The 25,635-nt window shown below is 68.7% G+C and carries 18 protein-coding genes; 14 read left to right on the top strand and 4 right to left on the bottom strand.

Annotation, left to right across the window (positions count from 1 at the left end; all coding sequences use genetic code 11):
• Window positions 1-294 precede the first annotated feature (294 nt).
• The 7 genes from QHF89_RS34445 to QHF89_RS34415 all read left to right on the top strand — a co-directional run bounded on the left by QHF89_RS34445 (window position 295) and on the right by QHF89_RS34415 (window position 12,147).
• On the top strand, window positions 295-1,224 hold the full coding sequence (locus tag QHF89_RS34445) for a hypothetical protein (protein WP_284721286.1): 930 nt from the start codon (window positions 295-297) through the stop codon (window positions 1,222-1,224).
• Window positions 1,225-1,247: 23 nt separating this feature from the next.
• Window positions 1,248-1,484 (top strand): hypothetical protein, encoded by a 237-nt coding sequence (locus QHF89_RS34440; protein WP_136968495.1) that lies wholly within the window; start codon window positions 1,248-1,250, stop codon window positions 1,482-1,484.
• A gap of 417 nt (window positions 1,485-1,901) precedes the next feature.
• Window positions 1,902-3,305: a sodium:solute symporter family protein gene (locus QHF89_RS34435; protein WP_136968496.1), complete on the top strand. Its 1,404-nt coding sequence runs from the start codon at window positions 1,902-1,904 to the stop codon at window positions 3,303-3,305.
• 380 nt (window positions 3,306-3,685) lie between these two features.
• Window positions 3,686-5,077, top strand: coding sequence for a hypothetical protein (locus tag QHF89_RS34430; RefSeq protein WP_136968497.1), 1,392 nt, complete (start codon window positions 3,686-3,688; stop codon window positions 5,075-5,077).
• Between the two features lie 235 nt (window positions 5,078-5,312).
• Entirely contained in the window at window positions 5,313-7,913 is a 2,601-nt protein-coding gene (locus QHF89_RS34425) for a hypothetical protein (protein ID WP_284721285.1), read from the top strand.
• Between the two features lie 205 nt (window positions 7,914-8,118).
• Complete coding sequence (locus tag QHF89_RS34420; RefSeq protein ID WP_284721284.1) at window positions 8,119-11,322, top strand: TonB-dependent receptor; 3,204 nt, start codon at window positions 8,119-8,121, stop codon at window positions 11,320-11,322.
• A 24-nt stretch (window positions 11,323-11,346) separates the two neighbouring features.
• A complete protein-coding gene (locus QHF89_RS34415) occupies window positions 11,347-12,147 on the top strand; it encodes a hypothetical protein (RefSeq protein ID WP_136968499.1) in 801 nt (266 codons plus the stop codon).
• A gap of 3 nt (window positions 12,148-12,150) precedes the next feature.
• On the opposite strand, the gene QHF89_RS34410 is transcribed toward QHF89_RS34415, so the two are convergent.
• From QHF89_RS34410 to QHF89_RS34400, 3 genes are all read right to left on the bottom strand, one after another.
• On the bottom strand, window positions 12,151-14,841 hold the full coding sequence (locus QHF89_RS34410; RefSeq protein WP_284721283.1) for an ion transporter: 2,691 nt from the start codon (window positions 14,839-14,841) through the stop codon (window positions 12,151-12,153).
• A 61-nt stretch (window positions 14,842-14,902) separates the two neighbouring features.
• Window positions 14,903-15,748: a hypothetical protein gene (locus QHF89_RS34405; protein WP_284721282.1), complete on the bottom strand. Its 846-nt coding sequence runs from the start codon at window positions 15,746-15,748 to the stop codon at window positions 14,903-14,905.
• 29 nt (window positions 15,749-15,777) lie between these two features.
• The gene (locus tag QHF89_RS34400) at window positions 15,778-17,211 is read right to left on the bottom strand and encodes a vWA domain-containing protein (RefSeq protein WP_136968501.1); all 1,434 of its coding nucleotides are present in this window, start codon (window positions 17,209-17,211) and stop codon (window positions 15,778-15,780) included.
• A gap of 191 nt (window positions 17,212-17,402) precedes the next feature.
• Between QHF89_RS34400 and grxD the strand changes: the two genes are divergently transcribed.
• From grxD to QHF89_RS34375, 5 genes are all read left to right on the top strand, one after another.
• Entirely contained in the window at window positions 17,403-18,338 is a 936-nt protein-coding gene (gene grxD, locus QHF89_RS34395) for a Grx4 family monothiol glutaredoxin (RefSeq protein WP_136968502.1), read from the top strand.
• Between the two features lie 21 nt (window positions 18,339-18,359).
• Window positions 18,360-18,620: a BolA/IbaG family iron-sulfur metabolism protein gene (locus tag QHF89_RS34390; protein WP_211365477.1), complete on the top strand. Its 261-nt coding sequence runs from the start codon at window positions 18,360-18,362 to the stop codon at window positions 18,618-18,620.
• A gap of 380 nt (window positions 18,621-19,000) precedes the next feature.
• Window positions 19,001-20,701 (top strand): amidohydrolase, encoded by a 1,701-nt coding sequence (locus QHF89_RS34385; protein ID WP_136968503.1) that lies wholly within the window; start codon window positions 19,001-19,003, stop codon window positions 20,699-20,701.
• Complete coding sequence (locus QHF89_RS34380) at window positions 20,698-20,973, top strand: N-ATPase subunit AtpR (protein ID WP_136932571.1); 276 nt, start codon at window positions 20,698-20,700, stop codon at window positions 20,971-20,973. Before QHF89_RS34385 ends, QHF89_RS34380 begins: the two co-directional genes overlap by 4 nt.
• A 94-nt stretch (window positions 20,974-21,067) precedes the next feature.
• Window positions 21,068-22,351 (top strand): PAS domain-containing protein, encoded by a 1,284-nt coding sequence (locus QHF89_RS34375; RefSeq protein WP_136968504.1) that lies wholly within the window; start codon window positions 21,068-21,070, stop codon window positions 22,349-22,351.
• On the opposite strand, the gene QHF89_RS34370 is transcribed toward QHF89_RS34375, so the two are convergent.
• The gene (locus QHF89_RS34370; RefSeq protein ID WP_136968505.1) at window positions 22,348-23,319 is read right to left on the bottom strand and encodes a hypothetical protein; all 972 of its coding nucleotides are present in this window, start codon (window positions 23,317-23,319) and stop codon (window positions 22,348-22,350) included. The genes QHF89_RS34375 and QHF89_RS34370 overlap by 4 nt on opposite strands.
• Window positions 23,320-23,411: 92 nt before the next feature.
• On the opposite strand from QHF89_RS34370, the gene QHF89_RS34365 reads away from it, so the two are divergent.
• Together QHF89_RS34365 and QHF89_RS34360 are read left to right on the top strand one after the other, a co-directional pair.
• Entirely contained in the window at window positions 23,412-23,675 is a 264-nt protein-coding gene (locus QHF89_RS34365; protein ID WP_136968506.1) for a hypothetical protein, read from the top strand.
• Between the two features lie 58 nt (window positions 23,676-23,733).
• A complete protein-coding gene (locus tag QHF89_RS34360) occupies window positions 23,734-25,422 on the top strand; it encodes a serine/threonine-protein kinase (RefSeq protein ID WP_136968507.1) in 1,689 nt (562 codons plus the stop codon).
• Window positions 25,423-25,635 lie beyond the last annotated feature (213 nt).

Genomic DNA, 25,635 nt, shown 5'->3' with positions numbered 1-25,635 from the left:
TCGCCCGCATCCAGGCTCTCTATGATTCCGGGGAGCTGCGCACGGGAGAGCAGGGCGATGCATAGCTTTGTTTCGAGGGTGCGCTGGGCGTGCTCTCTGTGCCGCGCGGGGGCCTCATGGCGTGCGTCACGGATCTGCCTCTTTGCGCTCCTCGTCCTCGGAGTCCTATCTCGGTCGGCGGCTGCGTTCGCGCAAGAATGCAAGCGTAGGACGCCGATCCGGTACATCGGCATCTGCACACACCCGCACGGCCAGACGCACAACGAGTGGACCTATGATTTCTCGGGCCATCCGGTGTTCGGCCCAGCGGCTCGGCAGCTCGTCGCCTGCCACGACGTCCTGCCGCTCTTCGTCTTCGATCCGCGCGCCGACCTGAAGAATCGTGGCTTGATTCCCATCCCGTTCCACGACAAGGCGGTGGCTTGCGAGCCGCCGCCTCCGCCCAAGCCGAAGCCTGCGCTTCCGCCTGCCCCGGCGAAGGAGCAGGAGCCGCCACCGAAGGAGAAGGCGGACGATGAGGGCGGCAGCGGGAAGGGCGGGGGCGGCAAAGGCGGCGGGAGCGGCGGCGAGGACGACCCGCGGAGCATCGAGAAGCGCGTCGAGAAGCATCGCATCCGGAGCGAGAGCCCGCCCGACGAGCCGAGGCGACCGAAGAACAACGTCCACGGCGTGCTTTCGAACGAGCCGCAACTACCGTCCTCGACGGGCATTTTGAGCGAGGAAGGCGTCTTGCCCTCGCGCGACGAGGTGCATCCGCGGAAATGCGTAGACGAGCATTGCACGCTCGTGGATCGAGGCGGCGCGCTGCCGGAATACGCATTCCGGCAGGGGGCGCCGGTCATGAGCGTGGTGCCGCATGAATGCGAAGAGAAGACGACGCATGGAATCGTCCAGGTCTCGGACGCCTCCGGCAGTGGCCGCGACTGCGACCAGGAGCAGATCGACTGCTTCCGGCGCTGCTGGCGGGTGAAGCCACCGTGGCCGATGAAGAAGGGCACGTCGGCTCACTACCGGTACTGCCAAACCAAGTGCCTTGCAGAGTACATGGACTGTTTGGCAAGCGAGGGGCTTCGACGAACATTCGAGACGATAGCAGAGGCTGCCGCTTGGCTGAAGCGCCATCCGGAAGTCGCCGCCGGGACAATCGTCGTGATCGGTGGCATTGTGTACGTGGTATCGACCGGCGGGGCGGGCGCGCTCGTGCTCATCCCCCTGGGCGCATGAGCTTGCTAGCGGGAGGAACAACAATGAGCCGTGGCCATCCGAACTTTTTGCCCGACGAGACACTGAGGACGCTGGAGGTCATTGCAGAAAAATATGACGAAGGCTCACCTGAGCGCGCGGCGCTCGAGGTCGCAGCCAAGGGACTTCTGTTCATACACGCTGCTGAACATGGTAATGCATTCGTCACATACCTCGAACAGTTCGACGCCGATCTCACGGAAGAGCAGCGTCGGCACCTGGAAAGGATGGGTCTCCGCTAGGGCCAGAGCACCCGCATTGCTCGATGCCATCAAGCCGTACTTTAGGAAGTGACCCACGCCATCGAGGTGTGAGATGAGGACAGAAGTTCGAATCTTGTTCAGAAGCGACCGCATCCCAGAGGGGCCCCATGCGCTGCTGGACACCGCGCGTTGCGGTCCCGACGTCGCGGAACTCGAGGAAGGCGCGATCTTCTCCGTCGTCACCCTTGATGAAAGGGACGAGCGCCTGCCGCGCCTCCTGCATCTCCTCACGGAGCGGGGCGCGTCCTCGTCACCCCGAAGATCTGGCGCATCTTCCGCGACGCAGGCGTCACCGGCTTCGACTGGCTCCCGATCCGCGTCGTCGACGAATAGACCGGACGACACGTTGCTTCCGCGGCGGATCTGGACATAGAAAGCGAGCAACCCTCCGCGCCCATGCTCCCCGATCGCCTCATCACCCTCCTCGTCGTCGCCGGTTACCTCCTCGCGCTCATCCTCGCCGGTGCCTACGTCACCCGGCGATCGAAGGGCTTCTCCGACTACGTCACAGGCGGCGGCAAGATCCCCGCGTGGATGCTCGCCCTCTCCTTCATGGCGAACTTCGTCAGCTCGAACTCCTTCGTCGGCCACGCCGGCAAGAGCTTCGAAGTCGGCCTCGGCTGGTGTGTCGTCGGCGGCTTCCTCGTCGTCGCCTGCGCGCTCTCCTTCACCTTCTTCGCCCCGCGCTTCGCCGAGTTCGCCCGGACGAACGGCGCCCTCACGCTGCCGGACTTTTTCGAACGCCGCTTCGGATCCCGCCCCCTCGCGGTCTTCGTCCAATGGATCGTCGTCCTCACGACCCTGCTCTACGTCCTCGCCGTCTTGCGAGGCACGGCCCTCGTCGTCGCGTCGGGCCTCGGCCTCTCGTATTCCGTGGCGCTGCTCGTCGTCTACTTCGTCACGATCGTCTATTGCCTGCTCGGCGGCTTATGGGCGGATGTGCTCACGGACGTCGTGCAATCGGTCGTCCTCCTCGGCGGCGCCGTCCTGCTCTTCGTCGCGGTCCTCTCCGCCTCGCCCGAGCCCGCCGCGCCCCCGCCTCCGCCGCTCCGTCCCCTCTCCGTCGCGCAGCTCGTCGCCGTTGGCCTCTCGGGCGCCGTCAAACTCGTCGCCGACCCCAAGCAGGTCATGGTCTTTTATGCCTTCGGCGACGGCGCGCAGGCCCGCCGCTTCCGGCACTTCGCGCCGCTCCTGCTCCTCCTCGTCCTCGGCTGCCTCTTTCCCGTCGGGTATTTCGCGCGCTCGCTCGTCCCCTTCGTGCGTGACGTCGACGAAGTCGTCCCCCGCCTCGTCTTCGAGCGGGGCCTCCTCGGCGCGGCCTTTGGCCCCATCTTCCTCGTCGCGCTCCTCGCGGCCTCGATGTCCTCGCTCGACTCCGCATTGCTCGTCGTCGCCTCGTGCCTCGAAAAACACGTCGTCGCGCCGCTCGCCCGACGCGAGCCGAGCGAGCGCCGCACCCGCGGGATCCTCTTCCTCGTCGCGACCCTCGTCCTCCTCCTCTCCTTCCGCCCCCTCGGCGACATCGTCTCCCTCTCGACCCTCGCGGGCGCCCTCCTCGGCGCCTCGCTCCTGCCCCTCCTCTGTGTAGGCCTCTTCGGACAGCCGATTCCCCCGCGCGTCGCATTCCTTTCCCTCACGCTCGGCCTCGTCGGAGCCCTCGCCGGCAAGCTCGTCCCGCTGGCGCTCGGCATCCGCTCGCCCTGGCTCCAGGACATTTTCGTCGGCCTCCTCCTCGCGACCTTGCCCCTCGCCATCCATTGGGCCCGCCGCCCCCGCGTCTCCGCTTCCGTTCCCGGCTGATGCTCGTGCTGCTCCCCCGATATCGCCCGCGACGCATTCATGGATACTTTTGCGTGACAGGAAACGATTGCTAATCTCCCTCGCTCTGAAATGAATTCGTGTCGAATTCAGGGGGGAGCGTGACGATGGCTGCATCTTCTCTTGCGCATGCATGGAAACGGGCCACCAGGATGCTCGTGTGGGGAGCCCTGACGTGTCCCGTGTTCGCGGGGTGCATCGGGGACACAGGCAAGGACGACGAATTCATCGGCGAGACGGACGACCACCTGTTCGCGAGGCCCGCCGGATACTGGCCCAAGGATGCGAGCAACGTGGCGAGAGTCCCGGTGTGCTGGCTGGATCCTGGTCGGGGTACGGAGAAAGGGTGGGTGAGGACGTCCGTGGAAACGCGGTGGGGGGTGTATTCGAGGGTCAACTTCACCGGATGGGGTTCGTGCGATGCGAGCACACCCGCCTACGCGATCCGGATCCGGATCGAGGACACGACGATGGCGGCGCGCGCCTACACCGGTAGGAGCGCTTTTTTTCCTAGCATGTGGCTCAATTTCGACTTTCAGAATTGGAACCCCGCGTGCCAGAACCAGCGTGAGCACTGCATCCGTTCCATCGCCATTCACGAATTCGGGCATGCGCTGAGCTTCTATCACGAGCAGGACTCGCCGGGGAACAATGGTCAGTGCACCAGTCACGTCGAAGTTCGACCCGACGGCGTCATGCTCACGCAATACGACCCTGATTCGAGCATGAATTATTGCTATCCCTACCGCGAAACGCTGAGCCCGCTCGATATTCAAGGTCTCAGGGTCGTTTACGGTCCGGACACGCTCGTCGAGCCACCCGTCGCCGACAGGGGCTACGGCGACCGGCGGTGGATGGCCGACTTCAACGGCGACGGCAAGGCCGACTATTGCCGTGCGGTGGGGAACTCGTCGGGCTCGGGGAGCTACCTGAGCTGCTCGTTGTCCAATGGCTCGGGTTTCTCCGGAGATGTGCTCGCGCCGGTGGGGGACTGGGGCTACGGAGACCGGCGGTGGATGGCCGACTTCAACGGCGACGGCAAGGCCGACTATTGCCGTGCGACGGGGAACTCGTCGGGTGCAGGTAGCTACCTGCGCTGCTCGCTGTCGAATGGCTCGGGTTTCTCCGGAGATGTGCTCGCGCCGGTGGGGGACTGGGGCTACGGCGACAGGCGGTGGATGGCCGACTTCAATGGCGACGGCAAGGCCGACTATTGCCGTGCGGTGGGGAACTCGTCGGGGGCAGGTAGCAACCTGGGCTGCTCGCTGTCGAATGGCGCGGGTTTCTCCGGAGAGGTGCTCGCGCCGGTGGGGGACTGGGGCTACGGCGACAGGCGGTGGATGGCCGACTTCAATGGCGACGGCAAGGCCGACTATTGCCGTGCGGTGGGGAACTCGTCGGGCGCGGGCAGCAACCTGGGCTGCTCGTTGTCCAATGGCTCGGGTTTCTCCGGACAGGTGCTCACGCCGGTGGGGGATTGGGGCTACGGAGACAGGCGGTGGATGGTCGATTTCAACGGCGACAGCAAGGTTGACTACTGCCGCGCGGTTGGTTCTTCCGATGGCTATGGCGCCTACCTCGGCTGTGCGTTGTCCACGGGAGCTGGCTTCTCTGGAGAGCACCAGACCCCCGTCCAGAGCTGGGGAAGCCTCAGCTCTTCGTGGTGGGCTGACTTCGATGGCAACGGTCGACCTGATTTCTGCCGCTTCATGTCAGGTCTAGCGTGTTCGTTGGTTGCAGACGTCAAGCTCTGAAAGAGCTCCCGATGGCGCCGGCCGATCACGTCACGGGTGATGGCATGACCTCCGTCTCCGTCTGAACCTCCATCCATCCGCGACGCAGCCGGCGCGGCCCGGACGAATCCCCGTTTTTCGAGGACGTAGAAAGCGGGATGGATACCCGAAAAAGGCCGAGCCCCTCGGTGGAATTTCTACATTTTACGGGTCAGACTCCTCCCCGGAACATCTGATTTCTTTCTGGGGGGCTTACATGGACACGAATCGAGCATTCGTGGCGGGCGCCATGCTCTTGGCATGGGGAGCGCTCGCCGCGTGTAGTGGCTCGGATGCGATCGAACAGAGAACGGGCCCCGGGGGTGCGTCGGACGAGGTCACCACGAGCACCGGCGGGAGCGTCGGCGCCGCGACCGTGGGCGCTGGCGGCGCCGGAATGGGCGGCGCGGGAGGCGATACGAACGGGACCGGCGCAGGCGGTTCCCTAGGGGAAGGCGGAGGCGGAAGCGGAAGCGGAAGCGGTGGCGGCGGCGGCGGCGCTGGCGGAAGCGGTGGCGGCGGCGCTGGCGGCGGCGTCGCCGCAGGCGGAAGCGGCGGCGCTGGTGGTATCGATCCCACCGGCGGCGGCGGTTTCGGCAGCGCATCGGCCGGCTGCTCGACCGATCTCGACTGCAACGACGCGATCGACTGCACCCTCGACAAATGCGTCGCCGGCGAATGCAACCACGGTCCGGACAGCGCGAAGTGCGCCGACGGGACCTATTGCAACGGCGTCGAAATCTGCGACCCCGCGCTCGGCTGCGTCGACACCTCCGATCCCTGCGACGACGGCGTCGATTGCACCGTGGATGCCTGCGACGAGGCGACCGACGCTTGCAGCCACACGCCGGACGACACCTTCTGCGACAACGCGATCCTCTGCGACGGGGTGGAGACTTGCCATCCCACCCTCGGCTGCATGTCCTCCGCCCCGATCGACTGCAATGACGGGATCCCTTGCACCGAAGACTATTGTGATCTCCAGAAGGACGCCTGCAGGCACTACCCGAACGACGGCAAGTGCGCAAATGGCCAGTTCTGCGACGGCGTGGAGACGTGCGACCCGGCGCTCGGCTGTCAGATGGGCACGCCCGTCGATTGCGCCGACAGCGTCGGCTGCACGAACGATGCTTGCAACGAGCTCACCGATGCCTGCGTCCACGTCCTCGAAGACGCACCCTGCGACGACGGCCTGTCTTGCAACGGCAAGGAGACCTGCGGCCTCACCGGCTGCATCGCGGGCAACCCCATCCTCTGCAACGACGGCCTCTCCTGCACGAGCGACGCCTGCTCCGAGGCGTTCGACGGTTGCATCTTCACCCCCATGGACGCCGCGTGCAACGACGGCCTCCTCTGCAATGGCAAGGAGACCTGCTCGCCCTCGGGCCCCGCGCCCTCGGGTTGCGTCCTCGGCACCGCGATGGCGTGCCCGGCCGACAACGTCGCATGCACCGTCGAGGCCTGCGACGAGGCGCTCGGCGGCTGCAAATCCACCGCAACCAATGCCCTGTGCGTCGCCGGCGAGCTCTGCATCCCCGCCGCCGGCGGCTGCACCGCGGCCCTGCCTTGCGCCACGGCCGCCGATTGCGACGACGGCGACGCCTGCAACGGCAAGGAGACCTGCGACGTCGTCTGCAAGGCCGGCACGCCCAAGAGCTGCGACGATGGCATCGCCTGCACGATCGACGCCTGCCAACCGGCGACCGGCGCGTGCACCCATGCGCCGAACCACGAGGTCTGCGACGACGGGTGGGCCTGCAGCGGCGTCGAGACCTGCAACCCGCAGATGGGCTGCACCAAGGGCGCGCCCGTGAATTGCGACGACGGCATCGCCTGCACCTACGACCTCTGCCACGACCCCGCCGGCACCTGCGCCCATTACCCGCAGGACTACCTTTGCGACGACGCCACCTTTTGCGACGGCGTCGAGGTCTGTGATCCGCTCCAGGGCTGCATCGAGGGCACGCCCGTCACGTGCAACGACGGCATCGACTGCACCACCGACGTCTGCGACGAGCTGATCGATACCTGCAAAGGCATCCCGGACGACTCCCTTTGCCCCTGCAACCAGACCTGCGACGCGAGCCAGGGCGGCTGCGGCAGCTTCTGCAAGGTCGCGACCTGCCAGGGCAAGGTCTACGCGTGTGGGGACTGCGTCGACAACGACGGCGACTGCAAGACCGACACGGCCGACGAACAATGCCTCGGCCCCTGCGACAACACCGAGGACAGCTTTTACGGCGGCATCCCCGGCCAGAACAACGCGCCGTGCAAGAGCGATTGTTATTTCGACGCCGACACCGGCTCCGGCAACGACGCCTGCTACTGGAGCCACAAATGCGACCCGCTCTCGGTCGCGCCGAACTACCCGCCCGCGGGCAGCCAGTGCGCGTACAACCCGAACGCGAGCATCCCCGGGTCCAGCGGCACCTGCGGCATGGCCGCCCAGGCCCAATCGGCGACCTGCGACAGCTATTGTGGCCCGCTCACCCCGAACGGATGTGATTGCTTCGGCTGCTGCGTGCTCCCGGGGCTCCCCCACGCCGTCTGGCTCGGCTCCGAGGACGCCGCCGGCGCCGGGAGCTGCACGCTCCAGACCCTGAACGATCCACTTCTCTGCAAGCCCTGCACCCAGGTCCCGGCCTGCGATAATCCCTGCGACACCTGCGAGGTCTGCATCGGCAAGCCCAACCTGCCGCCCGAGTGCATCGAGCAGCAATGCGACCCGGGCGTACCCAAGTGTGGCCTGCCCGGCCAGCCCTCGTGCCCCGACGGATATAGCTGCGTCACCGGCTGCTGCGCCCCGATCCCCCAATGAAGGCGCCGCGCCCCGCCGCTTGCGCAACCTGATCGAATGGCCTTGCGCGACTTGCGCAAGGACCTCTTGCGCAAATCGCGCGCCGTGAAACCCGCCCCGCCTGCGATCTCCCTCGTTTCGCGCAAATACCCTCTCCGTCCCCGTGTGGCACGGTCGCTGCTCTTGCGGCCGTCGAGCCCGCGGGGCGGGCTCGAGGGAGGTCCACGTGAGACGGCCGAATCGAGTATTTCTCCTCTGCGCGCCGGCCCTCGCCACGGCGATCGTCTGCTTCGGCAGCGATGCGCTCGCGCAGGGCAGCGCCACCGTGCAGGGCAAGGTCATCAATGCCGAGACGAACCAGCCGGTCCCGAACGTCGTCGTTACGGCCACCTCGCCCGCGCTCCAGGGCGAGGAGCTCGTCGTGACCGACAAGGCGGGCAATTACCGCATCCCGAGCTTGCCACCCGGCGATTCGTACGTCATTCGCGCCGACGGCGGCAGCGGCTTCCGGCCCTTTGCCTCCAAGCCCTTCACGCTCCGCGCGGGCGGCTCGGCGCTCGTCCAGATCCAGATCCTCCCCGAGACCATGGAAACCGGGATCGTGATCCTCGTGGAAGCCACCCCGCCGGTCATCGATTACACGACCGGCGTCAAGACCAGCGTCGGCCCCGAGTTCACCCGGCGCGTCCCGACGAACCCGCCGACCGGCAAAGGCGGCGCGACCCGCTCCTTCGAAGGCCTCGCCACCATCGCCCCCGGCACCTTCACGGACACCTACGGCGTCTCCGTCAATGGCACGACCTCCCCGGAGAACGGCTTCGTCATCGACGGCCTCTCCGCGAACGACGCCGCGTTCGGCATCCTCGGCACGCCGCTCTCCAGCGAGTTCGTCCGCGAGGTCAACGTCATCACGGCCGGTTATCTGCCCGAATACGGCCGCTCGATCGGCGGCGTCATGGATGTCGTCACGAAGAGCGGCTCGAACGCGTTTCACGGCTCCTTCTTCAGCGCCATGACGCCCGGCGCGCTCGAAGGCGAGCGCACCCGTATTCCCCGCGTGGGGAGCACCATCCAGACGAACCCGAGCCTCGCGACCATCCAGGACATCGGCTTCGAGCTCGGCGGCCCCATTCTGCAAGATCGGCTCTGGTTCTTCACCGGCATGAGCCTCGCCATCCAGAAGACGCGCCTCGAACGCTCGCTGAACAAGCTCCTCTACGTCGAAAACCCGGACGGCACGCCCGCCGTGGACTCCATGGGGAACCCCATTCCGATCCGCGATTCCGAGACCGGGTTTCAGCAGACCTCGCTCCTGCCAGGGACGAAGACCACCCAGTACGCCACGAGCCGGACGTACCAGTACATCGGAAAGCTCACGTTCAAGGCCAACCAGGACCACAACATCTCGCTCTCGGTCTTCGGCGTGCCGCAGACCTCGGGCGGCGCCGGCGATTATCCCTTCAACCTCCAGACCGGCGGCTCTGCGCCGAACTTGCAAGGGCCGTACTCGGCGTTCGGCGGGATCAACGAATCGTTCTCGAACAACGTCGTCCTGAAGACCTCCTCGTCCTTCAAGGAGAAAAAGTACCTGCTCGATACGACGATCGGCTGGGTCCATGGCTCAATCACCCAGGCCGCCGCCGACGGCAGCGGCGTCGCCGACATCGGCTCGCCGGGCACCATGGCGGGGATCCCGAACGTCGGGTGGCGCAGGTCCTCGGGCGGGCGGTATCCGATCACCGAATTCGAGAACCTCCCGGCGGCCGCGCGCGAGGCCTGCGCGCCCGGCGGCAGCGCGGAGATCGCCTCGCTTTATTGCCCCGTCGTCAACTACGCCACGGGCGGCCCCGGCCTCTTGCGCCAGGCCTCGCAGAACCGCATCCAGGGCCGGGCCATCTTCACCGCGATCGGCAGCCTCCTCGGCCAGCACATCCTGAAGGCCGGCATTGACTTCGAGGCCCTCGATTACACCAGCGCCCGCGGCGTGAGCGGCGGCAATGCGTTCCGCGAGACCCCGGACGGCGCCTTTTTCCTCGACGCCCGCCGCTTCGGCTTCCTGGAAGGCCCCGACCGCCCCGTCTTCTTGAACTCGTTCTCCACCACCTCGCGCTCCTATACCGTGGGCGGGTTCGTCCAGGATAGCTGGAACATCCTCGACCGTGTCACGCTGAACCTCGGCGTTCGGTACGATGCGCAGGTCGTCACGGGCAACGACGGCCGCATTGGCATGACGCTCCCGAACCAGTGGTCGCCCCGCGTCGGCGTCATCTGGGATCCGTCCCGAAAAGGCAAAGCCAAGATCTTCGGCAATTTCGCGCGGTTTTACCAGGCCATCACCCTGAACCTCGTCGACCGCTCCTTCCCCGGCGAGCTCCAGATCTACTCCCTGCGCGGCTCGAACGTCTGCGATCCGCGGGATCCCGCGCAGGTCCGCGGCGCTTGTGACGATCCGCAGAACCTCACCACGATCAACGGAAACACCGATCCCACCCGGAAATTCGGCGCCACCGGCTCCGACCGTGTCCCCGTCGATCCGGACATCAAGCCCCAGTCCTCCGATCAGCTCGTCCTCGGCGGCGAATACGAGCTCTTCACCGGCGCGCGCATCGGCGGCGCCTACACCCACCAAACGCTCAACCATGCCGTCGAGGACATGAGCCGGGACGAGGCGAACACCTACTTCATCGGAAACCCCGGCCACGGCATCGCCAAGGACTTCCCCGAGGCCGTCCGCGATTACGACTCCTTCATGATCTTCTTCGAGAAGGCGTTCGCGAACCGCTGGCTCGCGCAGGCGAGCTACACCGCGGCCTATCTGCGCGGCAACCTCGCCGGCCTCTTCCGGCCCGAGACGCAGCAGCTCGATCCGAACATCAACTCCGATTTCGACCTCATCTCGCTCCTGCCGAACCGCAACGGCCCGCTCCCCGGCGACCGCACCCACTCCATCAAGGTCTTCGGCGCCAAGGAGTTCGTCCTGCCGGGCAACGTCAGCATCAGCGTCGGCGGCAGCTACACCGCCCGCTCGGGCACGCCCATCAACGTCCTCGGCGCGCACCCGCAATACCTCACGGGCGAGGTCTTCATCTTGCCGCGCGGCGAAGGCGGCAGGACGCCGTGGGTCCATTCGATCGACACGAACGTCACGGCCGGCTTCCAGCTCGGCAAGGACAAGAGCGTGACCTTCGGCGTCGACATCTTCAACATCTTCAACTTCCAGGCCGTGACCGGCGTGGACTCGAATTACACGTTCGCCGACGTCCGCCCCATCGCCGGAGGCACCATGGACGACCTCCCGGCGGCGAAGGGCAAGCTCGTGTACTGGGACGGCCAGCCCTTCAACGACGTCGACAAGAACCCCAATTTCGGAAACCCCAACGCATTCCAGCTCCCGAGGCAGGTCCGCTTCAACGCGCGGGTCACCTTCTGAGCGCGCCGACGAGGAGACGAAACCATGAAACAACGTCATTCCTTCCTCGCCGCCGCGGCCCTCGGCCTCGGCCTCGCCTCGTTCGGCGGCGCCTCGTGCTCGCAGCCCCCGATCCAGTGCGTCGTCGGGCACGGGCCGTTCATCGCGAAATACACGCTCGTCTCTGGGACGGGCGCGTGCGCCGACCTCGTCGGCGAGGAGATCGGCCTCTCCACGTTCCTCGCGCCGAACGCCGATCGGACCCTCGCCGATTACGACAAACGCAGCATCGCCGTCCAGTCCGACACGTTCGGCGGCCTCGTCCGGGAGCGCGAGGGGCTCGGGGCAGGGGAGGACGACATTCCTTATGCGCTCGGCGCGTACACGACGAACCCCGACGAGCGGGATCTTTGTTTTGCCGGCGCCGCGGGCACGGCCGCGCTCGCGGCCGCGGAGCTCGATCTCCCGGAGGCCGAGAGCATGGACAACATGGGAAACCCCGTCACGTTGCCCGCGAAGCGGCTCCGACAAACGTGGGAGAACCTCTCCGTGTACGTGACCGCCGCCGCGCCGGGCACGCAGATGGTCGGCACGATGACGTACGAGGACCTCCTCGAGGGCTGCTCGGCGACGTACACGTTCGTCGCGCTCTTCCCAGCGGTCCACTGCGCGAAGGCCGACGCCGACGGCAAACCCACGAACGAGCCGGACGACGCGCTCTGCGCGACAACAGGAAACGCCGCCGAAGGCGTCACGCCCTCCGGGATCAACCCCGATTACCGCGTGAAATGTGATCCCACGCTGCTTTATTGCGTGCTCGACGAGACGCCGCGCGCCGCGCCCTGATCCTCAGGCGCTCGCAGAGGCCCCGAACGGACCCACCCTCCGCACCGCGGGCGTTCGCTCCCGCGCCTCCCGCGCCGCCGGCTCTTCGAGATCACGGCTCTCGGCGAGCGCGTAGATCGCCACGATCTCCGAGAGATCGAAGCTCCGATCCCGCGGCGGATTGAGCAGCACCTCCAGCCGCTCCCGCGCCTTCTCGTCCACGGTCCGCCGCTCGATCGCGATCGGAATCACCTGCCGCGGCGCGAGCGCCTGCCGCAGCTCGTCGAACCGCACGGCGCCCTTCGCCGCTGCCGCGTGGTCCCCCGGCTCCAGCCGCACGATCTCCTGCCCATATTCGCCGAGGATCTCGTCGTAGAGCGCGGTCACGCCGGGCACGAACGCGCTGTGCACCATGAAGTAGTTCTTGATCCTGTCGGTGCTCACGAGCGAGAGCCGCAGCCGGTCCGCCGAAGCGAACCCGCATTTCTTCGCGTCCACGAGCCTGCGCGCGTGCTCGCCCTTCTGCACCGAGGCGAACTCCGCGAGCACGTGCAGCCGCTCGCCCCGCGCGAGCTCGCCGCGCTCGAGCGCCGCCACGAACCGGAGCAGCCGCATCGTCGTCCGCGCGTCCCGATCCACCGCGTCCGGCTCGCTCAGGAAGATCACGGCGCCCACGGGCCCGCCCTTCTTCGCGCACGCCACTGCGAACGACGCGAGATCGTGCCCGCGCTGCGTGTACACGGTCACCCGCCCGCCGTGCTCCAGCGGCATCGTCACGCCCTCGCGCCCCGGCGGCGGCACGTCGCGCTCGATGCCGATGCCGAGCGACGCGAGGCGCGCCGCGAGCGGCATCCGCTCGTCGCCGCGCTCGCCGAGCACGAGCGTCGCGTCCACGCCCGGCATGAACCGCGCGAGCTCTTGCACCATCGACGGCAGCGCCGGGCTGTAGCCCACGACGAGCACGCGCGAGAGCAGCCCCCGCGCCATGTGCGTGTCCTCGGCCCACGTGTGGACCTCGGGCCGCGGCGTCGCCGGCGGATCCACCCGCGTGATCCCGCGCCCCATCACGAGATCCCGCCCGTACCTGCGCAGCGGCGCGTACGTCGCCGTGACCCCGATGATCCCGCGGAGCAGCTTCGTCGGGATCTGCCCCGCGCGCGCCCCGAGCTTCCACGCGCCCGAGCCCACCTCCGGATCACGCAGCGGGTTCAGCCATTGCTCCAGGTCCGCCACGGGCACGAGCCCGCGTGTCCGTTGCGGCGTCGTCTCCCCCAGGAAAACCCCGGTGAGCAGCACGCCGCGCTCCTCGTACGCTGCCCGCGCGAGCTGTTCGAACGGGACGAACCCGTCCTTACCGCCGAGCGTCTCGATCGCCTCCGTCTCGCCGGGCTCCACGAACATGTGCGTGTAGAACTCCGACCCGTCGGCCGTCATGAGGTCCGTGTAGAGCGCCTCGACCCCCGGCGTGACGAGGTGCTGACACAAGAAAAGCCCAAGGAAACGCGGCATGTCGAGCGGGAACGTATGAGGTCCACCGATCGCCATCACGAGCGCGCGGTTCTCGCTCTCCACCACCTCGACGAAGACCTGCGCGTCGTGGTTCTGCGCGCGGAACGACGCGAGCGTCATCGTCGTCACCGCGTCCGCGTCGGGCCCCGCGTCCGCGCGGGAGAGCAGGATCGCGCGCTTCGCCGTCGCCGCCGACACCCGCGCGAGCGCGTCCGGATCCCAGCCGTCGCCTTCGCGGTACATCACCCACCGCATCATCGGCTCGTAGAGGTACCCGGGCGGGTTCTCCGTCGTCCCGAGCAGCGCCATCCGCGGCAGGGCGTGCCGGCGCGGCATCGCCCCGCGCCCGAGCATCCATTGCAGGATCTCCGCCGGCCGGAAGAAGCTCCGCAGCATCCGGTTTCGCTCGTAGAGCCGCGCGAACTCCCGCACGAGCATCTCCGCCTCGTGCACCGGCCCGATCACCAGCGAGTGCTCGTCGTAGTCGACCGTGCGCCGCCGCTCGGCCCGCACCACCTGATCGACGATGTTCGAGCCGATGCCGATGATGAACGACACCATGAACACGCCCACGATCGTGAGCCCCAGCGAGAGCAGCGCGATCGGCGCTGGCACGTTGATCGTCCCGACCAGGTTGTCCGCGCTCTCGAGCTGCCGGAACGCCCACCACACCCGATCGAAAAAATCAGCGTCGGCCCCGACCCCGTTGCCCGTGTAGTCGTAGCGGATCGCCAGGTGATCCAGCACCACAGCCGCGCCGAACGCGAGCGACCAGACCGCGACCGTCACGAGCCCGAACTGCTGGAGCTGCTCGCGCCGCGTCACGATCGCGTACACATCGGCCGCGAGCTCGCGGGCGAAGCGCAAGAGGAGCAAGAGCCGCGCGAGCCGGAGCGAGAGCAGCGGAGCGACGTACCTGGGATCGCCGATCTGCTCGAAGGGCACGAAGCTCAGGAGCGCGAGCAGATCGACGACCAGGAAAAACCATTCGAAGCGCTTGATCTCCTCGCGGGGCCGGCGCAGGGCGATCCAGCGCAGCGCGAGCTCGATCGTGAAGACCGCGAGGAAGACGGGCCGGAGCGCGTTCTCCAGCCGGGGCAGGGGCAGGAGCGAGACGAGGATGCAGATCGCGAGCGCGATCTTCACCGGCCGTTTGTCGAGCAGCGCGGCGACGCGGCGGGGGAGGCTCGGTGCCCGGGGGGCCATCACGCCCGAGCATAGACCCCCGGACGGCCGCGTTTCCAGCGGCCTCCGCGCGCCGCCGCCGTCACGACGAGAGCAAGGCCTCGCTCGTCGCTTCGAGCTTCTCCCCCGTCGCCTCCACGACCTCCAGCGCCCGCACGTCCTCGCTCGCCTCCGCCGCGTGCGCCGTGTCCGCGAGCAGGTACGCGCGCCGGAGCGCCGCCACGTGCGCGCCGATGCGTTGATCCACGCGCCGCGCCACCGCCGCGGGCGCGTCCGCGAGCGCGCCCTTTCCCCCGGCGCGCGCTCGTTCGAGCCGCGCGCGCGCCTCGCCGAGCCGCACGAGCGCCTTCCAGCTCGCGCGCACCTCGCGCGCCGCCGCCGCGTCGAGCAGCCGTTCGTCGACGTGCCTCCGCAGCGCCGCGCCTTCCCGCAAGGACGCGCCCGCCTCCTCGCCACCATCCTCCGCGAGCCCGTCGAGCGCGTACGCCACCGGATCGTCCGCCTCCACGAAGAGCGGCAGCGCCGCGAGCACGGCCGCGACGAGCGACGCGACCACGCGGATCGCCGCGGAGCCGCTCCCGTACGCCGCCGTGATCGTCCCCGCGAGCGCGCCTGCGACGAGCGCGCCGCCCACGTGCACGAGCCGCGCCGTCCCGGCCTTCACCCGCGTCGTCCGCTCCGCGTACGCGAACGCCACGAGCAGCGCGCCGGCCGCGGCCGGGGACGCCGGCCCCACGAGCGCCGCGGCGAGCGCCCCGAGCGCCCCGCCTGCCGCGGCGAGACCCTCGATCGTCGCGCTCGCCGTGAGCGAGAGCAACACTCCGAGCGCGAGCAGCGCGATCGATCCGGTGACGAGCCCGAGCCGGCCCGCGAAGGGCCACAAACCAAACGCCGCCGCGGCGGCCACGAGGAGGGCGAGCTTCCGCATGATTCCTTGCTTCTCCAACGGGTTGTCGTTCAGTACGAGGCCGCGCGGCCGAGGTTCGAGAACTCCTTGTCGGCCATGCTCCGCGCCGCCGCCTTCGCGCCCGCGCTCTTCGGCGGCGCCGCGTGGATCTCCTTCTTCGCCCGCTCGTACGCGTCCACCTGCGCCTGGATCGCCGTCGCGGCCGGCGCGGGCGCCGCCGCCGCTGCGGCCTTCAGCGCGCCGATGTTCTCGTCGACGATCCGCTGCGCCGCCTGCATGTCGCCTTGCTCCAGCGCCGCGGCCGCCTCGATTTGTCGGCTCGACGCGAGCGCGCTCGTCGCCTCCGCGAACGCCGCCCGATCCACGCTGCGCTCCGCCTCCCGCGCATCGGCCGTCCCTTGCACATCGAGCGGCGACAGCGCCACGCGCGTCCGCTCTCCGCCCACGAGCGACCAGCCCACCTCGCCGCCGATCGAGAGCTTTTGCCCTGCCTCCGCGTTCGCCGCGAGCTCCACGACCACGCGCCGCTCATCGCCCGCGAAGAGCGAGCCGATCCGCAACCGCACCTCCCGCCCATCGTTCTCCGTCCGCGCCTCCGCGCCGATCGCCCGGACGAACCGCACGCCCTCGGGGAGCACGAGCTGCGCCTCCGTCGCCTCGACCGTCGTCGCGGCCGTCTCTTCGAGCTCGCGGCGCAGGAACGTCCGGAGGGCCGCGCCGTCCTTCACGAACGCGAAGTTGCCGCGCCCTGCCTCCGCGACCCCGCCCATGTACCCCGGATCGAAGTCGAGCCCGATCCCGAGCGACGACACCGTCACCCGATCCTCCACGCCGTCCCGCGCGATCCGCTCGGCCGCGATGCGCCCGCTGTCGAGCCCGTCGCTCACGAGGACCACCCGCTTCACGCGCCCCGGCGAGGCGTTCGCCAGGGTCCCCATCCCTTGCGAAAGCGCCGGCGGGATGTTCGTCCCTCCGCTCGCGGAGAGCTCCGAGATGTTCGCGAGGAGCCGCTCGCGCACGTCACCCACGCGCGCGAGCGGCTGCAGGACCTCGCTGTCCGACGCGTAACGCACGAGCGTGATCTGATCGTCGTCGCGCAGCTCGCGGATGAGCTCCGCCACGGCTTCCTTGGCCTGCTTCATCTTGCTCTCGGTCATCATCGAGCCCGACGTATCGAGCACGATCGCGAGCGCGAGCGGCGCCCGCTCCCGCGTGTCCGTAGGGTCGGCCTTGATCCGCAGCACCGCCGAGACCCGCGCCTCGCTCCCCCCGAACACGCGCGATTGCGTCAGCGTGATCGACCCGCGCGCGCCGGGCCCCGAGAACGTCGCGCCCGCGCCTCCTTCGCTCGGGCTCGCGAACGCCACGTTCGTCCGCGCGCCGAGCGGCGCCCTGTGCAGGATGAGCCCTCCTGCGCAGAGCGCGAGCAGGCTCGCGGCGAGCGCGCGGCGGGTGCGGGGGACACGGAGCCATCGGTTCGTCATGACACACTTCTCCCGGCACGCGCCGGACGCCCGGCGCGTGGAAACATCGCCCCTCGGGCGCTCACGAGGGGGAGCGCGCGGGGCGACGAACGTCAGTGGCGTACGTCTACGGACGAGCGGGCGGTTCGGTCTAAATGACGTAGCGTCACGTTTCGAGACGTGCGAGAGTCCCGGCCGATCGAGGGAAACCGATGAATCTCAGTGAACCGCTCAAGCAGCGTATCGAGGCGCTCGTCCGGTCCGACCGGGTCGTGCTCTTCATGAAGGGCTCGCGCCGATTTCCGCAATGCGGGTTCTCCGGCGCCGTCGTGCAGATCCTGGACGCCGTGGTGCCCAGCTACACGACCGTGAACGTCCTCGAAGATCCCGAGATTCGCGAGGGCATCAAGGCCTACGCGAGCTGGCCCACGATCCCGCAGCTCTACATCGACGGCGAGTTCGTCGGCGGGGCCGACATCATCCGGGAGATGCGTGAGAGCGGCGAGCTCGCGCAGAAGCTCGGCGGGGCCGCGGGCGGCGGCGGCGAGGTGAAGGCGCCGAAGATCACGATCAGCGAGGCAGCGAAGCGCGCGTTCACCGAGGCCGCGGCCGAGGCGCCGGGCGAGCTGCTCCGCTTCGAGGTGAGCCCGCGCTTCGAGTATGGGCTGTTTTTCGGGCCGCGCGCCGAGGGCGACATCGAGGTCGACGCAGGCGGCCTCACGGTCCTCGTCGACCCGGCGAGCGCGCGCCTTTCCGACGGCGTCTCCATTGATTTCGTGGACGGCCCCGAGGGCGCCGGCTTCCGGATCGAGAACCCGAACGAGCCGCCGCGCGTCCGGCAGCTCTCCGTGCGCAAGCTGAAGGAGATGCTCGACGCGGGCGAGCGCTTCGAGTTCGTCGACGTCCGCACCGACAAGGAGCACGCGATTGCGCGGATCGCGCAAGCGAAGCTCCTCGATCAGGCCGAGCTCGAGCGGCTCGAAGCGCTGCCCAAGGACACGCCGATCGTCTTCCATTGCCACCACGGCGGCCGCAGCCGCTCGGCGGCGGAGGCGTTCGTGGGGCGCGGTTTTTCCAAGGTATACAACCTCGAGGGGGGCATCGACGCCTGGTCGGTCGCAGTCGACCCCTCGGTTCCGCGGTATTGACGAATTTCGGAGGAAACGCGCGTGTCCTACCACATGACCACGTTCCAGGGCTCGATCCCGGCGGCGATCGAGAAGGCCATCAAGGAAAAGATCAGCGACGCCGTGGTGGAGGTGCAGGGCGGGGGAGGGCATTTCGAGATCTCCGTCACCAGCGCCGTCTTCGCGGGCAAGAACACGCTGGAGAAGCACCGCCTCGTCCTCGGCGCGATCGCGCACCTCATGGCGGGGAACGACGCCCCCGTCCACGCCGTCGACAAATTGAATACGCGCGTCCCCTCCTGACGCTGCGCATTGGTAAGCGCCGCGCCGGGGCGCTGCCCCGGACCCCGCGGGGGGCTGTCCGCCCCCTCGACCCCGGACCAGCGAGGCGCTGGACCCAGGGTTGAAAAACTGCGCGGTGCGCAGTTTTTCAAACAGGCCGACGAAGAACCCAGGTTGCCAGCCGAACCCGCAGCGCGGCTGTCTCGGTGGGCAACGCCGCTGCCGGTCTTGACCGGGCCTGTTCGATGAACTGCGCACCGCGCAGTTCATCGAGCTTGGGTCCAGCCCCTGGCTGGTCCGGGTGCAGGGGCGGACAGCCCCTGCTGGGGCCTGGGGCAACGCCCCAGCGAGGCGGCTTCACGCTGAGACCCACGCGACCTCGCGCTGCTAGAGTGGGCGCGATGTTCCGAAGCGCCTTCTTCGCGGCGACGCTCGCGCCCCTGGTCCTCGGCTGTGGGGCTTCCCCCGCGCCTGCCCTGCAATCACGACCTCCCGCGGATTTCGTGTTCCTCGGCGGCGCCGTCCGTACGATGGATCCGGCGCGCCCCGAGGCCAGCGCGATCGCCGTGCGGGGCGATCGCATCGTCGCGGTCGGCACGGACGCCGAGGTCGGCTCGTTCATTGGGCCGGAGACCCGCGTGGAGCGCCTCGCCGGCCGCGCTGTGATTCCTGGCCTCGTCGACGGCCATTGCCACCTCCACGGCCTCGGCGCCGCGCTCGAGAGCCTCGACGTGCGCGGCAAGAAGAGCCCCGAGGACGTCGCCCGGCTCGTCGTGGCGGAAGCAAAAGGCCGTGCTCCGGGCGAATGGATCACGGGCCGCGGCTGGGATCAAAACCTCTTCACCCCCGCAGCGTTCCCCACGCACGCCCCGCTCGACGCCGCCGTCCCCGGAAGGCCCGTCGCGCTCACCCGCATCGACGGTCACGCGTTATGGGCCAACGCAGCCGCCTTGCGGATCGCCGGCATCGACGAAAAAACCGCCGATCCCCCGGGGGGCCGCATTCTGCGTGACGCCACCGGCGCGCCTACCGGCGTCTTCATCGACAATGCCATGGACCTCGTCACGGCGAAGATCCCCGGCGAACCGCCCGAGGTCACCGAGCGCCGCATCCTGCGGGCCTCCGAGCGCGCGCTTTCGCTCGGCCTCACGGGCGTGCACGAGATGGGCATCGACGACGCGACCGTCGCCGTCTACCGCAAGCTCGCGGCCGAGGGCCGGCTCCCGATCCGCGTGTACGCCTATCTCGCGGGCGGACCGAACCTCTCCGCCTTGTCGCAACGAAAACCCGACATCGACCCGCAAGGCACGGCCATGTTCGTCCTGCGCGGGGTCAAGCTCTTCGCTGACGGCGCCCTCGGCTCCCGCGGCGCCGCGCTCCTCGCGCCGTACACCGACGAGCCGAAGAGCGTGGGCCTCTCGATTGCGGACCGGACCACCCTCACCGAAGCGGCCCGCATCCTCGCCGACGCGGGCTACCAGCTCGCCGTGCACGCCATCGGCGACCGCGCCAACCGCGACGTGCTCGACGCCTTCGCCGCGCTCGGCGAGGGCCGGGCGCGCGCGCTTCGTTTCCGTGTCGAGCATGCGCAGGTCCTCGCGCCCGAGGATCTGCCGCGGTTCGCCGCGCTCGGCGTCCTCGCCTCCATGCAGCCGACCCACGCCACGAGCGACATGCCCTGGGCTCCGGCGCGCCTCGGCCCCGAGCGGCTGCGCGGCGCGTATGCTTGGCGCTCTCTCCTCGACAGCGGCGCGCGCCTCGTCTTCGGCTCGGATTTCCCCGTCGAGGAGCCCTCGCCCCTCCTCGGCCTGTGGGCCGCCGTGAGCCGCCAGGATCCCTCGGGCGCACCGCCGGGGGGCTTCTTGCCCGAGCAACGCATCTCCCTCGACGAGGCGCTCGCCGCCTTCACCACGGGCCCGGCTTACGCCTCGTTCACCGAGGCCACCCACGGCCGCATCGCCCCCGGCTACGTCGCCGATCTGACCGTCTTTGCAGGCGCGCTCGCCGCGGATCGACCGCTGCTCGACGTGAAGATCGACCGCGTGATCCTGGGCGGCAAGGTGGCGTTTGGCGCCGCGCTCTCGAAACCGGAGGCCCCGTGACGAACCTCGTCCTTCGCGTGCTCCTCTTCCTCGCTCTCGGATTCGCGCTCGGCTGGGCGCATGCGAAGGCCATCGCCGAGGGCGAGCGAATTCACCACGAGACGGGGGAGCGCGCGCGCCCGACGATCATCTTCGTCCTCCGCCTCGTCCTCCTTTGCGTCGCGTTTGGCTTGATTGGAAAGTCCGGCTCGATGCCGCTCCTCGCGTCCCTCCTCGGGTTCGTCGTCGCGCGGCTCGTTCGCCGCCGTGGAACGAAGCTGCCACACAAGTGACGAGCTCTTCGCGACCGAATCCTTCTGTACGGCCGCCCCGGATCGATCTAAGGAACGATCCTCGGGGAGGGGTCCTAGCCATCGATGGGGGAGAATGGACGTCCAGGAAATCCAGCGATTGCAAGAGGAGACCGAGCGGCTCCGTGCGCGCGTGACCGAGCTCGAAGCGGCGCTCCAGGCCGCGAACCACCGGGCGGACCTCTACCAGGCATTCTTCGAGCATTTGCCCGTCCCGGCCGGCGTGCACGACGCCGAGGGGTGGCTCGTCGAGATCAACCGAGTCGACCGGGAAATGCTCGCCATCCCCTCGCGTGAGCTCGTCGTCGGCAAACACAACCTGTTCGAGGACCCGGAGGCCGTGGCCCGGGGGTATACCGCGCACCTCGAGCGGGCCCTGCGTGGGGAGACCGTGGTCATGCCGCCCACCTCGTACGATACGGCGGAGGCGGGAATCGAGCGCACCGAGGATCGGAAGGTCTGGACGCAGACCTCGTTCCAGCCCGTCGACGTCCACGGAAAGCGGTACACGGTCGAGGTGAACCTCGACGTGACCGAGCGGATCCGGGCGCAGCGCGCGCTGGAGGAGAGCCAGCGGTTCTTGCTCGGGATCGTCGAGAACGCGCCCTCGCTCGTGTACGTGAAGGACCTCGCGGGCCGTTATCTGCTCGTCAACGGCCAGGCCGAGCGTTTCTTCGGGGCGAACCGCGCGCAGCTCCTCGGCAAGACCGACGTGGAGCTCTTCTCGCCCGGGATCGCGGAGGCCTACATGGTCTCGGATGCCCAGGTGATCCGGACCGGCGAGCCGCTCGTGCGGGACGACGTGATGCCCCGCGAAGGCGGCGTCGCCACGTTCGTCACGACGAAATTCCCCCTCCGCGACGCCGAGGGCAAACCCATGGCCGTGTGCAGCATCTCGGTCGACGTCAGCGAGCAAAAGGAAGCGGAGGCGTGCGCGCGGAAGCTCCAGGAGGAAATGTTGCACCTGCAGGACGCCACGCTCCGCGCCCTCTCGACGCCGCTCCTGCCGATCGCCGAGGGCGTCGTGGTGATGCCGCTCATCGGCACCATCGACGCCCGCCGCGCCGATCAGGTGCTCGAGACGTTGCTCCCCGGCATCGCGGAGAACCAGGCGTCGATCGTCATCCTCGACGTCACGGGCGTGCCCGTCGTCGACGAGCACGTCGCCAGCGTCCTCGTGCAGGCCGCGCGCGCGGTCGAGCTGCTCGGGGCCGAGATCGTCTTGACGGGCATTCGGCCGGCGATGGCCCGCACCCTCGTCGAGATCGGCGCCGAGCTCGGACACATGCGCACCCGGAGCACGCTCCAAGGCGGCATCGCCCTCGCGCTCGGCCGCGGCCGCGGCCGCGCCAAACGTTAGTTCGTCGTGTCCTTCGCGGCGAGCGCCTCGTTCGCCATTTCCTCGTACGACAGGCGCCGGACGCGCGTGAGCTCCGTGTCGTCGTATTGCCGGGCCATGAACTCCTTGCCCACGCCCCCGACGCGGCCGAGCAGATCGCCGAGCAGCCTGCCCGTGATCGGGTGATCGACCCCGTCCTGCAAGACCCGCAAGAACCGCGTGAACGGCCGCCGCGGCGTCTCCTCCTTCCGCCCGAGGAGCTGCATCCGCTTGAACGCGTCGCGCAGCCGTTTGCCCTCGGGATCAACGAAGTTCATCGGATCGAGGAACACGTCGCGGATGAACGGATGCGCGGAGTGCAGCATGAACACGAACGCCTTCGCGCCCCGGGCCCGCTCCACGAGCGAGAGCTTCGTCTCGCGCTCGGCCATCCGCCGCTCGTACGCCTCGGACCCGTAATACTCGGCCATGTGGTAGTCGATCGCGATGTGGCGCGACTCGTCGCGGTTGATGAGCGTCATCGCCGCCTGGCTCATCTCGTCGTGCACGAAATCGTTGATCGACCGGAGGAGCGCGATGTCCAGGATGAGCTCCCCGGCCACGATGTACGCGTTCGCGACGTCGTCGCTCAGGTAATGGATCGCGTCCACGAAATGCGGCGCGAACGCCGTCAGGCTCGGGCTCTGCCGATACAGCTTGTAATGGTGCACGTCATAAAAGTCCGCGAGCATCTGCGCCGCGTGCGCGTGCCGCACCTCGTCGATCACGAACGTCCGGAAGATCGCCTTCAGCGTCGGATCCTCCACGCGCCGCTCCTGCTCGCGGAAGAGCGCGCCCGCGAGCCGCTCGATCCCCGACATGTCCGTGAAGAGCTGCACGATCGCGATCTCGTCCTCCCGCGACATGGCCCGAGGCTTCCGGCTCCAGTCGAGGTCGCCGACGCGCCACTGATCACGCCGGCAGTTCTCCAGCATCCGTACGAGGTCCATGCCCGCCAGGATACCCGTCGTTATCGGCCCGGTAAAGCGCCCGACCGAGGACGCACACGCGCCCGGGGCACCAGGCTTGCGTTCGTCGGAGCATGCCCATCTCCCGAACCATCGAAAGGACCGCAACGGAGGAAAAATCGCCTCCCGGTCCGTCCAAGCGACCCGAAGCGCCGCCGCCGGTCGAAGACCCCCGCATCCGCAAGGATCCGATCGAGGAGCCGCGCATCCGCAAGGGCCCGATCGAGGAGCCGCCGGCGCCGAGCCCCGTCCCGGGCGAGCCGCCGCCCGCGCCGCCCGTCATCCGGGATCCTCCGGCGCCCACCCAGAAACCGAACGAGGTGATCCGGGTCGCCTGAACGAAGCGCGCACGAGCACCTTGATGCCGCGGATGTCCTTCGGGCATCATCCGGTCCCATGCGCACGGGAGACGTCGTTGACGGACGCTTCGCCATTCTGGAGCGCGCCGGCGTCGGCGGCATGGGATCGGTGTACCGAGCGCTCGATCGGCAGACGACGAAGCTCGTCGCGATCAAGGTCCTCCACGCGCCGGACATGACCTCGCAGGCCCGCTTCCTCAAGGAGGCCAAGGCCCTCGCAGGGCTCGAGCACCCGCACGTCGTCCGCTACGTGACGCACGGCATCTCGTCCGATAGCGAGCCCTACCTCGTGATGGAGTGGCTCGAAGGCGAGAGCCTCGATCGGCGCCTCACGCGCGAGCCCTTGCGCCTCGAAGACAGCCTCGACCTCGCGCGCCGTATCGCCGTGGCCCTCGGCTCCGCCCACACGCGCGGCATCGTCCACCGCGACGTCAAGCCGAGCAACGTCTTCCTCGTCGACGGCGCAATCGACAAGGTCCGGCTCCTCGATTTCGGCATCGCCCGCCTCGACGACGCATCGAGCGGCCTCACCCGCACCGGCAACGTCCTCGGCACCCCCGGGTACATGGCCCCCGAGCAGGCGCGCGGCGACAAACGGTACGTCGACGCCCGCGCCGACGTCTTCTCGCTCGGCTGTCTCCTCTACGAATGTTTGTCGGGTCAACCTCCTTTCCACGGCCCGCACCCGATGGCCATCATCACGAAGCTGCTCGCCGAGGACGCCCCGCGCCTGCGGTCGAGCCGGCACGACGTCCCCGAGGCCCTCGACGCCCTCGTCGCCCGCATGCTCGCGAAGGAGCCCGGCGCCCGCCCCGCAGACGGCGCCGCCGTGGCCGCCGCGCTCGACGCCCTCTCCAACATGAAGAGCGTCGAGCCCCCGCCGCCCTCCATCCGCTCCCGCGCGTACGCGGACGTCTTCCCGTCCATCCCGCCCTCGGCCCCGCCCTCCTCGGACCCGACGATTGGCATGGCGGCGACGATGCCCGGCCTGTCCTCGCTGCGCGAGCTCTCCGACCCCGCCGGCCAGCGCCCCTCGTCGCCGCCGCCGGAGCCCCGATCGAGCCGGATGGTCGATCTCCCGCCGCCAAGCGTCTCACCCGCGAGTGATCGCCGCTGGTTCGAGCGTCTGCCGCGCCCGGCAGGCCGGAGCCCATTCCGGGTGAAGGGCATCGCCTACAAGGGGATGCTCCATTATGTCTCGACGCGCCTCGACGGCGGGATGCCGTCGCTCACGAATACATTCCGTGATCCGATCCTGCGCGAATACCTCACCCAGCCCTTCCTCGCGTCGAGCTTCTACGATTTCTTCCCGCTCGTGGCAGCGAGCGCCGGGTGCGCCTCGCTCGCGAACGTCCAGCTCGAGATCTTCGCGCAGGGCCAGGGCCGCGCGCAAGCAAAGTACGACGCCGACCACGCCTATCGCTCGTTCGTGCAGGGCCGCTCGATCGACGATTTCCCCTCGCGCTTCCGTCTCATCGCCCAGCGATACTACGATTTCGGCGAATGGGAGGCGAACTCGTTCTCGCCAGGCACGATCACGTTCGTGCAGCGAGGCATCCCCGCGTGGGCCATTCCCTGGTACTCCCCGCTGCAATCAGGCTACATCTCGACGCTCGTCGACCTCGTGTCGAACAAGCGGACGTCCGTGACCGTCTACCCGACCCGTCGCGACGGCGTGATCGAGGGCATCCAGACGGTCATCCTCGAAATGGACGTCTCGTACTGAATTCGCGCGCGTCGGGGGGCCGTTGCGCCGGGGCGCTGCCCCGGACCCCGCGGGGGCTATCCGCCCCTCGACCCGGACCAGGCACGGCCCTGAGCACTGGTCTCATCTCACAAGCCCATTCTCCCTGAGGACCCGCAGCATCTCTGCTGCGGGTGCCAGGCGTTCCAGGCCGCGGCTGATGGTGACGGAGCCGGGGGGACCTCCCGAAGACTT

It is taken from the genome of Polyangium sorediatum (genome assembly GCF_029946465.1).
Classification (GTDB): Bacteria; Myxococcota_A; Polyangia; order Polyangiales; family Polyangiaceae; genus Polyangium; species Polyangium fumosum.
Note: the sequence above shows the minus strand (reverse complement) of the source record. Positions and strands in the feature narration are given on the sequence as shown.

What these genes read in the sequence shown, in the direction of transcription:
- QHF89_RS34440 (WP_136968495.1), top strand. Translation starts at nt 1,248, where the DNA reads ATGAGCCGTGGCCATCCGAACTTTTTGCCCGACGAGACACTGAGGACG.
- QHF89_RS34435 (WP_136968496.1), top strand. Translation starts at nt 1,902, where the DNA reads ATGCTCCCCGATCGCCTCATCACCCTCCTCGTCGTCGCCGGTTACCTC.
- QHF89_RS34425 (WP_284721285.1), top strand. Translation starts at nt 5,313, where the DNA reads ATGGACACGAATCGAGCATTCGTGGCGGGCGCCATGCTCTTGGCATGG.
- QHF89_RS34415 (WP_136968499.1), top strand. Translation starts at nt 11,347, where the DNA reads ATGAAACAACGTCATTCCTTCCTCGCCGCCGCGGCCCTCGGCCTCGGC.
- QHF89_RS34410 (WP_284721283.1), bottom strand. Translation starts at nt 14,841, where the DNA reads ATGGCCCCCCGGGCACCGAGCCTCCCCCGCCGCGTCGCCGCGCTGCTC.
- QHF89_RS34405 (WP_284721282.1), bottom strand. Translation starts at nt 15,748, where the DNA reads ATGCGGAAGCTCGCCCTCCTCGTGGCCGCCGCGGCGGCGTTTGGTTTG.
- QHF89_RS34400 (WP_136968501.1), bottom strand. Translation starts at nt 17,211, where the DNA reads ATGACGAACCGATGGCTCCGTGTCCCCCGCACCCGCCGCGCGCTCGCC.
- grxD (WP_136968502.1), top strand. Translation starts at nt 17,403, where the DNA reads ATGAATCTCAGTGAACCGCTCAAGCAGCGTATCGAGGCGCTCGTCCGG.
- QHF89_RS34385 (WP_136968503.1), top strand. Translation starts at nt 19,001, where the DNA reads ATGTTCCGAAGCGCCTTCTTCGCGGCGACGCTCGCGCCCCTGGTCCTC.
- QHF89_RS34375 (WP_136968504.1), top strand. Translation starts at nt 21,068, where the DNA reads ATGGACGTCCAGGAAATCCAGCGATTGCAAGAGGAGACCGAGCGGCTC.
- QHF89_RS34370 (WP_136968505.1), bottom strand. Translation starts at nt 23,319, where the DNA reads ATGGACCTCGTACGGATGCTGGAGAACTGCCGGCGTGATCAGTGGCGC.
- QHF89_RS34365 (WP_136968506.1), top strand. Translation starts at nt 23,412, where the DNA reads ATGCCCATCTCCCGAACCATCGAAAGGACCGCAACGGAGGAAAAATCG.
- QHF89_RS34360 (WP_136968507.1), top strand. Translation starts at nt 23,734, where the DNA reads ATGCGCACGGGAGACGTCGTTGACGGACGCTTCGCCATTCTGGAGCGC.